Consider the following 11844-nt stretch of genomic DNA (forward strand, 5'->3'; position numbering starts at 1 on the left):
GACGAGAGAGATAATGGAAGGTTTTACCATTTTTGACGGGGTCGTGGCCGGTGTGATCGTGATCTCCGCCATTCTCGCCTATTCCCGTGGCTTCGTGCGCGAGGCGCTGTCCATTGCGGGCTGGATCGTGGCGGCCATCGTGGCCTTCCTCTTTGCCCCCCGCGCCAAGGAACTGATGTTCGAGATCCCCTATCTGGGCGATTTCCTCAACGGCTCTTGCGAATTGGCGGTCATCGCAGCCTTTGCCGCCGTCTTCGCCATCGCGCTTGTGGTCATTTCCCTGTTCACCCCGTTCTTTTCCAGCGCCGTGCAGCGGTCTGCCATCGGCGGGCTGGATGCGGGGCTTGGCTTCCTCTTCGGGGTGCTGCGCGGGGTGCTGCTGGTTGTCGTGGCGCTGATCGCCTATGACCGGATCGTCGGGAACGAGCCGATTGCCGTGATTTCCGACAGCCGGTCCGCCGAGATCTTCCAATCCATGCAGACCCGTGTCGAGGAACAGATCCCCTCGGACGCGCCCGGCTGGATCGTCAGCCGCTATGAGGAACTGGTGAACAGCTGCGGTCCGGCGACCGGCAACTGAGCCGGGCCTATTCGCCTTCTGACAGGAAGCGGTCGAACTCGGTTACGACCGAGTCCCATATCGGATCGCTCGGCACGAGCATGTGGTTATTCGAGTCCCAGGACTGAAATTGGGCATCCTTCAGCCCACGCGCCATTAGCTTGGACTGGTCGGGGGACTGCACGGCATCGCCCGAAGAATGCATGATCAGCACCGGGCAGGTGATCTTGTCCAGCCTGTCCAGAACGTCGATCTCACCCACGACGCGCCGGATTTCGGCGGCATTATCCGGGGTCGCGGACACGGTCTGGATATGGACGAGGCTTTCCAGTTCTTCCGGGGTGGATCGCGGTGCAAAGACGGTCGCGACCGCCCGCATGAAGGGGCTGTCCGGAATCCCCCAGCCAGAGCGGATCATGGCCACCATCGTCTCGGTTTTCTCTGGCTCCCCCCGCGCGGTCGATCCCTGTACCAACCCGTTGTGCAGGATCATACGGCTGACCCGGTCGGGGTGACGCGCCGCAAAGGTCAACGCTACCGGCACGCTTTGCGAGATTGCGTAGATCGGGAACCGGTCGAGCCCCGCTGCATCGGCAACCGCTTCCAGGTCATCGGCCAGGTCCTCGACACTCACGCGCGAGAAATCGACATCCCGATCCGACAGCCCCGTGCCGCGCGGATCGTATCGCACCAGCCGCCGCCCGGCGGATTGCCGGTCCAGCAGCGGGCGCCAGACCGGGCTGTGAAGATCGTGCTCCAGATGGCTCAGCCAATGCCCGGCCCGCAGGAGCGGCAGCCCGTCCCCCATCTCGGCCCAGGCAAGCCCCGTGCCATCGCGCGAACTGGTGTAGCGGATGATCTGCCGGACCTCCGGTCGTGACGGTGCCGCGTGTATTGCGTCATTGGTCCCGATCGTCACCGGCACGGCAAGCTGCACCCCCCGGCGCGGCACGGTGCGGATCACCGCCTGTCGCTTGCCATCATCCCCGACCGCCGCCCGTGCCGCCGCAACCCGTGCTGCAAGCGTGGAATCGGACACGATGCGCCCCTTCCAGATGTCCCTGATCATGTCATCATAGCTCACAAGCGCGGGCGCGCGGGTGGCAAGCAGCACCAGCAAGTCAAAAACCTGCGGCTCGCAATGTACCTCCTGCCCGTCCCGCATGAGCAGATGGGACGGGGCGTCAAGCTGGCAATCTGCGAATTGGTAGATCATCCCCCATGATTGCGCGCTATTGGGCGATCTCTCAAGGAAAACAGCCGCGTCTCAAGACAAATCGGGCAAATCCCAAGACCTTCTAAAGGCCGTCTTCAAGCGTGGCTTCGGCAGTGGTGGCACTCTGGTTCCCATCAGATGCAAAGGAGACACGCCATGACCGACACGATCAAAACCCGCCCCGATGGTTCCATCGACACCGGCTATTACATGGCCCGTGGCCGCCAGATGCGCAGCCAGCAGGCCGCCGACATGGCCCGCACCGGCAGCCGCGAGACCCTGTCGCTGGTTCCGGTTCTGGCCATCTTCGGTCTGGCTGTTCTGGTGATCGTTCCAGGCCTGCTCTGACCCGTCGGTCGAAGGAAACACATATCGGAAATCGCGCATTCACATATCTGTCACAGGTGACTTTACCTGCCCGGGGGGCTATACGGACGCGGAATCACCGGACGCGGAGCCATCCCCCCATGCGTGACCTCGACAAGCCCTTCCTGAGCCACCCGTTTGATGACGACAAGCTCAAGGAGGAGTGCGGTGTCTTCGGCGTCATTGGCGTTGCCGACGCGGCGAATTTCGTGGCCCTCGGCCTCCACGCCCTGCAACATCGCGGGCAGGAGGCAGGCGGCATCGTCGCCCATGACCCCGAACAGGGTTTCAACTCCGCTCGCCGTTTCGGCTATGTGCGCGACAACTTCACCTCCGAAGAGGTGATGAAAACCGTCCCCGGCCCGCTGGCCATCGGCCATGTGCGCTATTCCACCGCCGGATCGAAGGGCAACACCGCGATCCGCGACGTGCAGCCCTTCTTTGGCGAGTTTGCCATGGGCGGCGCGGCGATTGCCCATAACGGCAATATCGTGAATGCCGAGGAATTGCGGCGCGAACTCATTGGCCGCGGTTCGATCTTCCAAAGCTCCTCTGACAGCGAATGCATCATCCACCTGATGGCACGCAGCTATCAGAAAACCATCCCCGAACGGATGAAGGACGCCTTGCGCCGCGTTGAAGGGGCGTTTTCCGTCGTGGCCATGACGCGCACCAAGCTGATCGGCGTGCGCGACCCGCTCGGCGTGCGCCCGCTGGTTCTGGGCAAGGTGGGTGACGGATGGGCGCTGAGTTCGGAAACCTGCGCGCTCGACATCATCGGCGCAGAGTTCGTGCGCGAGATCGAACCGGGCGAAATGGTGGTGATCACCGAAAAGGGGCTGGAAAGCTTCCACCCCTTCGAAGAACGCGCCTCGCGCCCCTGCATCTTCGAACATGTCTATTTCTCGCGCCCCGATTCCATCCTTGGGGGCCGCTCGGTCTATGAAACCCGCGAAGCCATTGGCCGCGAACTGGCCAAGGAAGCCCCGGTCGAGGCCGATCTGGTCTGCCCGGTGCCCGACAGCGGCACGCCCGCGGCCATCGGCTTTTCGCTGGAATCGGGCATCCCCTACGCCATGGGGATCATCCGCAACCAGTATATGGGCCGGACCTTCATCGAACCGACCGAGCAGATCCGCAACATGGGCGTGCGGCTCAAGCTGAACGTCAACCGGGCGCTGATTGAAGGCAAACGGGTGATCCTCGTCGATGACAGCGTCGTGCGCGGCACCACCAGCCGCAAGATCAAGGAAATGATCCTCGATGCCGGTGCGGCAGAGGTGCATTTCCGCATCGCCAGCCCCCCGACCGCCTGGCCCTGTTTCTACGGCGTCGACACCCCGCAGCGGGAAAAACTGCTCGCCGCCACGATGAGTGAAGAAGAGATGCGCCAGCACCTGCAGGTGGACAGCCTGCGGTTCATCTCGCTCGACGGGCTCTATCGCGCGGTTGGAGAGGCCGAGGGCCGCGATCCCGCCTGCCCACGCTATTGCGACGCCTGTTTCTCGGGCGATTACCCGGTGAAACCCACGGATGTGGTGAATGCGGGCAAGCTCGCGCTCAAGGAAGATGCCTGATCCGGTCCGTTTCCGTCCGCATCACTTTCTCTGCGCGCTTGGCTACCAGGGAAAGGGTTACTCGGATGCGTTCACCGCCAATATGACCGCCATCGTGGTGGACCGCCTGCGCGCGCCCGGCGGTGATGAGGTGATCATCGAAACGACCGGCGCAACCGATGACATCTGCACCCCCTGCCCCAAACGGCGCGGGCGGCTCTGCACCAACCAATCGGCCATTGCCAAGCTTGACCGCGCCCATGCGGCGGCGCTGAACCTCAAGCCTCGTGAAAGGCTCACCTGGGGGCAGGCGCAGAAACGCATCCTCGACAACGTGCCACCCGGCAGCCTCTCCACGCTCTGCGCGGGGTGTCAGTGGCTCGATCTGGGCCTGTGCGAGTCTGCCCTTCAGGATCTGCACGACAGCAAGGCATAGCCCTCACGCGAGTCGGGGCCGGGTCAAGGGTCGCGCCAGCGACGGCCGCAGGCCGCTTGCCCTTGACGCGGGCACGACTCGCAAACAGCCTTGAAGCGGTCCTGTGCCGGACAGATCCCGGCAACAGGACCTCTCAGCGAACAGGTAACGCCCTCTCAACCATCCCCCCCGTCAGTTCGTTGCCACAGACCTCACACATATCCCGTGGCAACGCGGCCCGACGAGGGCTCCCGAAGGGAGCTTGAGGAGGGCCGCTCCCCCGGTCGACGCCGAAGGCGGCGAAACGAAAACGCCGCCCCGAAGGGCGGCGCTTCCAAAGCTCAGTTACAGAAAAGCCTCAGCGCGACAGCGCCTTCCAGCCCCCGGCCACCAGCAGGGCCGCGATCACGGCCTTGACGGCATCGCCCAGAAGGAAGGGCGCGACGAACCAGGTCCAGTAGAACGCTGCGTCCTGCGCGACCCAACCGGCCTCGAACCCGAAGCCACCGGCAACCAGCGCAGGCCAGGCCAAGCCCGGTACGTAAAGCGCGGCCGAAATCAGCAGCGCCGACAGCGCCGTGCCGACCACACCGCGCGCCAGGCCACGCTCGGCGGCAAACCCGGCAGCCCAGGCCATGGCGACGAAACCCAGCAGGAAGCCCGCGGTCGGGCCCGCGAAGGCCAGCCCGTTCATCCCATTAGCGAAGACCGGCAGCCCCATGGCGCCCTCTGCCAGGTAAGCCACCAGCGTCAGCGCCCCAAGGCGCGAACCATAGGCGAAGCCCACCATCAGGATCGCCAGCGTCTGCAGGGTCATGGGAACCGGCAGCATCGGTACGGAAATCTGGGCAGCAACTGCAATGAAGGCCGATCCGGCCAGTACCAGCATCGCCTTGCGGGCGGTGCTTCCAGTGCCGATCACGGCCTGGCTCAGGGTCATTTCGCGGCTCATGCGCGTCTCCTTTTGAAAGCAAGTTCCCCTTTGGCCCGTTTGTCTCTGCCCCCCGATGCAAAGTCAAGCAGCTAAGGGCCGCGCCCCCTTGCCAAGCCCCGGATTTCCCGCCATCACGCAGGCCATGGAACACAAATCTCTCGATGGCCGGATCGCTCTTGTCACCGGCGCTTCGCGCGGCCTTGGCGCCGCCTGTGCAGAATGGCTCGCCGCGCGCGGGGCCCATGTGGTGGCCGTGGCGCGCACCACCGGCGGGCTGGAAGAGCTTGACGATCGGATCCAGGCAAAAGGCGGCAGCACCACGCTCGCGCCCATGGATATCACCACCGAGGCCGCGATGGCCCATCTCTGCCGCTCGATCCATGACCGGTGGGGCAAGGCCGATATCTGGGTGCATGCAGCCATTCACGCCACAGCGCTGACCCCTGCCGCGCAGATCCGCGAAAAGGATCTCGACGCCAATATCGCCACCAATATCCGCGCCACCGCGCGGCTGATTGCGATGGTGGAGCCGCTGATCGAACCCTCCGACATCGCCACGGCCGTATTCTTCGACGATGACGGTGAGGCAATGTATGGCGGGGCCTATGCCATGTCCAAGGCGGCACAACGGGCGCTGGTCAGCCGCTGGCAGGCGGAAAGCGCCAAGCATGGTCCCCGTGTGGCCCTGCTCAAGCCAAACCCGATGCCGACCGCCGTGCGCGCCCGCTTCCATCCCGGTGAGGATCGGGATGCGCTGGCGAGCCCAAGGGACGAGGCCGCGCGTCTTCTCGCGCCGCTCTTTCCGGCCTGACATGCGCCGCGCGTCCCAGATCCCCAAGGGGCGCGCATGAGCATTCACTCCCCCGCGCGAACCCCGCCTCGGTTCTGGACCTTGGTCGGACTGACAGCGCTGGCGCCGCTGACGCTCAACATGATCCTGCCCTCGCTGCCCGCCATCGCGGAAGAGCTCGGGGTCAGCTATGCCACCGCAAATCTGGCGCTGGCGGGATATCTGGGCCTGACCGCGCTCATTCAGATCATCGCAGGCCCCCTGTCGGATCGGTTCGGCCGCCGCCCCGTGGTTCTGGTGGCGCTGGCGGTGTTCACCCTCGCCTCGGCCCTGTGCTACCTGGCGGACAGCTTTCCGCTGTTCCTGGCCGCGCGGCTGATGCAGGGCGCGATCATCTCCTGCTTTGCCATGACGCTGGCCATCACCCGCGACACCCATGCCCGCGAAGAGGCCGCCGCCCGGATCGGGCTTTTGTCCATGTCCATGGCGATTGCACCGATGCTGGGGCCGATGGTGGGCGGGGTGATCGAAGCGGCGTTTGGCTGGCGCGCGATCTTTCTGGGCTACGGGCTGGCGGGGGCGGGTCTGCTGGCGATCTGCTGGCACGATCTGGGAGAGACAGCCGCCCGCAACGGCGGCGGGTTCCGCGCCATGGCCGACGCCTTCCGCCGATTGCTGCGGCTTCCCCGGTTCTGGGGCTTTGCCGTGACGATGATGTTTTCCACCGGCACCTTCTTCATCTTCCTCGCAGGCGCGCCGCTGGTGGCCGGTCAGGTCTTTGGCCTGACCCCGGCCATGGTCGGCCTCGCCGTGGGGTCGATCACGCTCGGGTTCCTGATGGGCAGCTTCCTATCGGCGCGCCTGTCGGTCCGGGCTGGCGTCACGCGGATGATGCTGGCGGGCCGCATCGTGGCAACGTCCGGCGTTGCGGCGGGGTTGGTGCTGACCCTCGCCCTTGGCCCGGCTCTGCCGGTGGTCTTCGTGGCGACGCTCTTCGTGGGCATCGGCAACGGGGTGACCATGCCCAACAGTCACGCAGGCGCGATGTCCGTAGCCCCGGAACTGGCGGGCAGTATTGCCGGGATCACCGGGTCGCTGACCGTTGCGGCAGGCGGCGCATTGAGCTGGTTGACCGGGGCGCTGATGACCCCTGCCCATGCGACCGAAATCTGGCTGGCGATCCTGCTGGCGGCCTGTCTGATCGGGCTTGGCGCTGCAAGCTGGCTTGGGCAGGCAGAGAAAAAGGCGGCCCGCGAAGGAGCCGCCTGATCGTTTGATCAACGTGACAGGATCAGTCCTGATCCGCGCCGCCCTCTTCCAACTCCAGCGCCAGCGCCTCGGCCCGCGCGGCGATTTCGGCCAGACTGTCGGACACATCGGCGGGGATCACCGGCACCGAGACCTGTTCGGGATCGGGCGGCGGGGCCGACTCCAGCTCGGAAATCCGGCGGGCACGTTCGGCCAGCCGTTCCTCTGCATCGGCCAAGGCCCGGTCGCGGGCGCGCAAGGTGTCCTCGGCCCGTTGCAGGTCTTCCTCCAGCCCGGCGGTCTTGTCGGCCAGCATCAGCCCGGCCATCAGCAGCATCCGTTCCGACGGCATCCGGCCGATCTGACCAAGAACAACACTGGCCTCGGTGTCGAGCATCTGGGCGGCGGCGCGCAGGAACGGCTCTTCGCCTTCCTGACAGGCCACGGTGAAATCCCGGCCCCCGATCTGGATCACGATCTCAGGCATCTGCGGCACCTCCCTGCAGGACGGGGCGGATTTCGGACAGGATCGCGCGCGCCTCGGCGGCCTCGGCGGCGCGGTCGGCTTTCAGGCTTTCCAGTTCCGCCGCAAGCGCACTGGTCACCAGATCGTCATCGGGCGGTCCCTCTGCGGCGATGGCTTCGCGCAGTTCCTCGATCGTGTCGCGCAGGGCGCGGTTGCTGTCGCGCAGACGCGCCAGTTCGCCAGAGGCGGACGGCGCGCTGGCGTCGGTCAGGGCCTGAAGCTGGTCAAGCTTGCCCTCGACCTCTTCAAGCTGATCGCGCGCTTCGTTATATTCGGCGCGGACGGTCTTGCGTTCCTCACGCAGCCGCGCAATCCGGCGGCGCAGCACGCTTTCCACCTCGCGTTGCCGGGCGAGTTCCGCTTCGAGCTCTTCCCGATCAGGGCCGTCCGGTTCCGGGGCTGGCTCGGGGGCCGAATTCAGCTGTGCCTGCAACTCGGCAATGTCGCGATTTGCCTGATCCGCATCCGCCTGACGCGCGGATTCCAACGCGCGCAGACGTTCAGTCAGATCCGCATTGGCGCTTTGTTCCGATTGCAGCGCCGCCTGAGTCTCCTCCAGCGCCGCCGAAAGGGCTGCCAGACGCTCTTCCAATTCGCCGGTATCCTCGGCCGCTGCCGGGGCCTGCGCCGCGGTCCGGGCGGCCACCCCTCTGGCAATCCTGTCCAGCGCCGTTGTAATGCGGTGTTCAAGCGCCGTGATCTGTTCCAGATCCGTGGTCTCGTTCATCCTGTGCCACGCCTCTTCTACTCTACCGCCCGCGCGCGCATCCCGGGCTGTTCTTTTTACGCGCCATAGAGGGGCGCGGTCTGCCCACCTGCCCCTGCCGACAGCGAATCGCATCCGGGCCGGATTTGCAACCATTTCCGGGCCGAAAACCACGGGTTGGGCCGATTTTACGCGGTTTTGGCGGTCCTCCGCCTCTGCGCATGCTTGCACTTGCCCCCCCCTCTGCTAAGACCGCGCGCGAGCCCGCTAACATGACATATGAAGGACGCGCCCCTTGGACCTTTCTGCTCTTGCCGCCCGGAACCCCGATCACTGGCGCAAAGCCGCCTGCATCCGCGCGCTGACGCTCGATGCGGTCGCCGCTGCGAATTCCGGCCATTCAGGCATGCCCATGGGTATGGCCGATGTCGCCACCGTGCTGTTTGAAAAGCACCTGAAATTCGACGCAAGCGCCCCGCGCTGGCCGGATCGTGACCGGTTCATCCTGTCGGCGGGCCATGGCTCGATGCTGATCTACTCGCTGCTGCACCTGACCGGCTACGCCGATATGACGCTGGAGCAGGTGAAGAACTTCCGCCAGTTGGGCGCGATCACCGCAGGCCACCCGGAATACGGCCATGTCGAGGGGGTGGAGACCACCACAGGCCCACTCGGTCAGGGCATTTCCAATGCCGTGGGCTTTGCCATGGCCGAGGAAAACCTGCGCGCCCGATGGGGCGCCAAGGTGATGGACCACTACACCTATTGCATCGCGGGCGACGGCTGCCTGATGGAAGGCATCAGCCAGGAGGCCATCGGCCTTGCCGGTCGACATGAACTGTCCAAGCTTATCGTCTTCTGGGACAACAACGACATCACCATCGACGGCAAGGTCAGCCTGTCGGACCGCACCGATCAGGTGGCGCGCTTCAAGGCCTCGGGCTGGGACGTGTTCGAATGCGACGGCCACGATCCGGTTGCCATCGACGCGGCCCTCACCGCCGCCAAGGCCAGCCCCCGCCCGGCCATGATCGCCTGCAAGACCCATATCGCCCTTGGCCACGCGGCGCAGGACACGTCGAAGGGCCATGGCGCGCTGACCGACAAGGCGCAGCTTCAGGCCGCGAAAGAGGCCTATGGCTGGCAATACGGCCCCTTCGAGGTGCCCGCCGATCTCAAGGCCGAGTGGGAAGCCATCGGCGCGCGCGGCGCGGCGGAGCGGGCCGAGTGGGAAACCCGGCTGGCCATGCTGTCGAACCAGAAGCAGGCGGAATTCGAGCGCAGCTTCGCAGGCGACATGCCCAAGAAGCTCTCGGCCACCATCAGGGCGCTGAAAAAGCAGGTCTCGGAAACCGCACCCAAGGTCGCGACCCGCAAGGCCAGCGAAATGGCGCTGGAAGTGATCAACCCGGTGGTGGGCGAAACCATCGGTGGCTCGGCCGACCTTACGGGCTCGAACAACACCAAGACCGGCGATATGGGCGTCTTCGACGTGGAGAACCGCAAGGGCCGCTACGTCTATTACGGCATCCGCGAGCATGGCATGGCGGCGGCCATGAACGGCATGGCGCTGCATGGCGGCGTGCGTCCCTATGGCGGCACCTTCTTTACCTTTACCGACTATGCCCGCCCCTCGATGCGGCTGGCGGCGCTGATGGGGATCTCGGTTCAGTTCGTGATGACCCACGATTCCATCGGCGTAGGCGAAGACGGCCCGACCCACCAGCCGGTGGAGCATCTTGCGATGCTGCGCGCGACGCCGAACATGCTGGTCTTCCGCCCCGCCGATGCGGTGGAAACCGCCGAGGCCTGGGAAGTGGCGCTGAACCAGAAGGCGACGCCGTCCACCCTGGCGCTCAGCCGTCAGAACCTGCCGACGGTGCGGACCGATCACAAGAATTCCAACCTCGTCGAAAAGGGCGCCTATGTGCTGGCCGATGCCGAGGGCAAGCGGCAGGCGATCATCATGGCGACCGGGTCGGAAGTGTCCATCGCCATGGAGGCGCGGGACATCTTGCAGGCCGAAGGGATCGGCGCGCGCGTCGTGTCGATGCCCTGTATGGAGCTCTTCGCCGCGCAAGACGACGCCTACCGCAAGCGGGTTCTGCCCGGCGGCGCCGTCCGCGTGGCCGTTGAGGCCGCCGTGCGCCAGGGCTGGGACCAGTGGCTGCTTGGCGAACGGGGCCGCGAGGCCAAAGCAGGCTTTGTCGGCATGGACAGCTTCGGGGCCTCTGCCCCGGCAGGCGAGCTCTATGCCCATTTCGGCATCACCGCCGAGGCCGTGGCCGCGAAGGTCAAATCGCTGCTTTAAGGAATCGGGACCCCGCGGGTCACACCCCCGGGTTTCTGCGTCTGGCGCCGTTCCGATCCCGATCGGGACGGCGTTTTTTCTGCCGGTGTCGCCGAGGCGTTGCCTCGTCGACCCGGACGGCCCTTCGAAGGGCCGTTTCAATGCGCTTCGAAGCGCATTCCACCGCCCATGTCCACCGGATCGCCGTCGTCAAACGTCGTCACCACCCGCCAGCCCCCGACCTGTGCGTTTTTCCCCGTGTGTCATCAGTGGCGCCCAAATGCTCTTCGAAGAGCATTCCCGCGCCCCATCAGGGATTCGGGGCCATTGTTTCCGTTCCTTGCGCGAGACGCGCTGCCCCGTCCCGAATTGTTGCGCGACCCGGATGCTGCAAAGCCACGATTGTTATGCGCTAACAGGCACTTTTATCGCTAACAGGCTGCAAATCTTGGGCTTTTCGGGTTCTCAGACCCGCCCCCACCACCTATACACCGGCGCAAGCAGACCCAAGGAGCACGCGCCATGACTGTCACCATCGGCATCAACGGATTTGGCCGCATCGGCCGTTGCACGCTGGCCCATATCGCCGAGAGCGCCCGCAACGACGTTCAGGTCGTCAAGATCAACGCCACCGGCCCGATCGAGACCTCGGCCCATCTGTTGCGCTATGACAGCGTCCATGGCCGTTTTGCCGGCACCGTCACCACCGAAGGCGACACGATGGACCTGGGCCGCGGCCCGATGAAGGTCTTCTCCACCTATGACCCGCGCGAACTGGACTGGTCGGGCTGCGACGTGGTTCTGGAATGCACCGGCAAGTTCAATGACGGCACCAAGGCCAATGTCCACATGGAACAGGGCGCCAAGTCGGTCCTGATCTCGGCCCCTGCCAAAAACGTCCAGCGCACCGTGGTCTATGGCGTGAACCACCGCGATCTGGTCGATGGCGAAACCATGGTTTCCAACGGCTCCTGCACCACCAATTGCCTGGCGCCGCTGGCCAAGGTGCTGAACGATGCGATCGGCATCGAAAGCGGTCTGATGACCACGATCCACAGCTATACCGGCGACCAGCCGACACTGGATCGTCGCCACAGCGACCTCTACCGCGCCCGCGCTGCGGCCATGGCGATGATCCCGACCTCGACCGGGGCCGCCAAGGCGCTTGGCGAGGTGCTGCCGGAACTGGCGGGCAAGCTCGACGGGACCGCGATGCGGGTGCCCACCCCGAACGTCTC

The 11844-nt window shown here is 65.3% G+C and carries 12 protein-coding genes; 8 read left to right on the plus strand and 4 right to left on the minus strand.

All coding sequences use genetic code 11. The annotated features are described in order from the left end of the window. Window positions 1-13 precede the first annotated feature (13 nt). Window positions 14-580: a CvpA family protein gene (locus BKY26_RS17505; protein WP_071691664.1), complete on the plus strand. Its 567-nt coding sequence runs from the start codon at window positions 14-16 to the stop codon at window positions 578-580. Window positions 581-587: 7 nt separating this feature from the next. Here BKY26_RS17505 and BKY26_RS17510 read toward each other — a convergent pair whose 3' ends face one another. After that, window positions 588-1775 carry an alpha/beta hydrolase gene (locus BKY26_RS17510; protein ID WP_071691665.1) on the minus strand — a complete coding sequence of 396 codons (1188 nt, stop codon included), beginning with the start codon at window positions 1773-1775 and terminating at the stop codon, window positions 588-590. A 156-nt stretch (window positions 1776-1931) separates the two neighbouring features. Between BKY26_RS17510 and BKY26_RS17515 the strand changes: the two genes are divergently transcribed. The 3 genes from BKY26_RS17515 to BKY26_RS17525 all read left to right on the plus strand — a co-directional run bounded on the left by BKY26_RS17515 (window position 1932) and on the right by BKY26_RS17525 (window position 4133). After that, entirely contained in the window at window positions 1932-2123 is a 192-nt protein-coding gene (locus BKY26_RS17515) for a hypothetical protein (protein ID WP_071691666.1), read from the plus strand. A gap of 119 nt (window positions 2124-2242) precedes the next feature. Beyond that, window positions 2243-3718 carry an amidophosphoribosyltransferase gene (gene purF / locus BKY26_RS17520; protein ID WP_071691667.1) on the plus strand — a complete coding sequence of 492 codons (1476 nt, stop codon included), beginning with the start codon at window positions 2243-2245 and terminating at the stop codon, window positions 3716-3718. Beyond that, window positions 3711-4133, plus strand: coding sequence for a DUF1284 domain-containing protein (locus BKY26_RS17525; protein WP_071691668.1), 423 nt, complete (start codon window positions 3711-3713; stop codon window positions 4131-4133). Before purF ends, BKY26_RS17525 begins: the two co-directional genes overlap by 8 nt. A gap of 337 nt (window positions 4134-4470) precedes the next feature. Here BKY26_RS17525 and BKY26_RS17530 read toward each other — a convergent pair whose 3' ends face one another. Then, window positions 4471-5064: a biotin transporter BioY gene (locus BKY26_RS17530; RefSeq protein ID WP_071691669.1), complete on the minus strand. Its 594-nt coding sequence runs from the start codon at window positions 5062-5064 to the stop codon at window positions 4471-4473. Window positions 5065-5188: 124 nt separating this feature from the next. Between BKY26_RS17530 and BKY26_RS17535 the strand changes: the two genes are divergently transcribed. Continuing rightward, the gene (locus BKY26_RS17535; RefSeq protein ID WP_071691676.1) at window positions 5189-5857 is read left to right on the plus strand and encodes an SDR family NAD(P)-dependent oxidoreductase; all 669 of its coding nucleotides are present in this window, start codon (window positions 5189-5191) and stop codon (window positions 5855-5857) included. A gap of 36 nt (window positions 5858-5893) precedes the next feature. Further along, complete coding sequence (locus BKY26_RS17540; protein WP_071691670.1) at window positions 5894-7105, plus strand: MFS transporter; 1212 nt, start codon at window positions 5894-5896, stop codon at window positions 7103-7105. A 22-nt stretch (window positions 7106-7127) separates the two neighbouring features. On the opposite strand, the gene BKY26_RS17545 is transcribed toward BKY26_RS17540, so the two are convergent. Both BKY26_RS17545 and BKY26_RS17550 read right to left on the minus strand, forming a co-directional pair. After that, window positions 7128-7571, minus strand: coding sequence for a cell division protein ZapA (locus tag BKY26_RS17545; RefSeq protein ID WP_071691671.1), 444 nt, complete (start codon window positions 7569-7571; stop codon window positions 7128-7130). Next, window positions 7564-8337: a hypothetical protein gene (locus BKY26_RS17550; RefSeq protein WP_071691672.1), complete on the minus strand. Its 774-nt coding sequence runs from the start codon at window positions 8335-8337 to the stop codon at window positions 7564-7566. Before BKY26_RS17550 ends, BKY26_RS17545 begins: the two co-directional genes overlap by 8 nt. Before the next feature lie 274 nt (window positions 8338-8611). Between BKY26_RS17550 and tkt the strand changes: the two genes are divergently transcribed. Further along, window positions 8612-10627: a transketolase gene (tkt, locus tag BKY26_RS17555; RefSeq protein ID WP_071691673.1), complete on the plus strand. Its 2016-nt coding sequence runs from the start codon at window positions 8612-8614 to the stop codon at window positions 10625-10627. A gap of 501 nt (window positions 10628-11128) precedes the next feature. Next, on the plus strand, window positions 11129-11844 hold a 716-nt coding region (locus tag BKY26_RS17560; protein ID WP_071691674.1), incomplete at its 3' end, for a type I glyceraldehyde-3-phosphate dehydrogenase.

Origin of the sequence: Nioella sediminis, from assembly GCF_001879695.1 — a bacterium.
Taxonomy (GTDB): Bacteria; Pseudomonadota; Alphaproteobacteria; order Rhodobacterales; family Rhodobacteraceae; genus Nioella; species Nioella sediminis.

Bases quoted from the DNA above. Each gene is read 5' to 3' on its own strand.
- BKY26_RS17540 (WP_071691670.1), top strand. From the start codon at position 5,894: ATGAGCATTCACTCCCCCGCGCGAACCCCGCCTCGGTTCTGGACCTTG.
- BKY26_RS17530 (WP_071691669.1), bottom strand. From the start codon at position 5,064: ATGAGCCGCGAAATGACCCTGAGCCAGGCCGTGATCGGCACTGGAAGC.
- BKY26_RS17550 (WP_071691672.1), bottom strand. From the start codon at position 8,337: ATGAACGAGACCACGGATCTGGAACAGATCACGGCGCTTGAACACCGC.
- purF (WP_071691667.1), top strand. From the start codon at position 2,243: ATGCGTGACCTCGACAAGCCCTTCCTGAGCCACCCGTTTGATGACGAC.
- BKY26_RS17510 (WP_071691665.1), bottom strand. From the start codon at position 1,775: ATGATCTACCAATTCGCAGATTGCCAGCTTGACGCCCCGTCCCATCTG.
- BKY26_RS17545 (WP_071691671.1), bottom strand. From the start codon at position 7,571: ATGCCTGAGATCGTGATCCAGATCGGGGGCCGGGATTTCACCGTGGCC.
- BKY26_RS17515 (WP_071691666.1), top strand. From the start codon at position 1,932: ATGACCGACACGATCAAAACCCGCCCCGATGGTTCCATCGACACCGGC.
- BKY26_RS17525 (WP_071691668.1), top strand. From the start codon at position 3,711: ATGCCTGATCCGGTCCGTTTCCGTCCGCATCACTTTCTCTGCGCGCTT.
- BKY26_RS17535 (WP_071691676.1), top strand. From the start codon at position 5,189: ATGGAACACAAATCTCTCGATGGCCGGATCGCTCTTGTCACCGGCGCT.
- BKY26_RS17505 (WP_071691664.1), top strand. From the start codon at position 14: ATGGAAGGTTTTACCATTTTTGACGGGGTCGTGGCCGGTGTGATCGTG.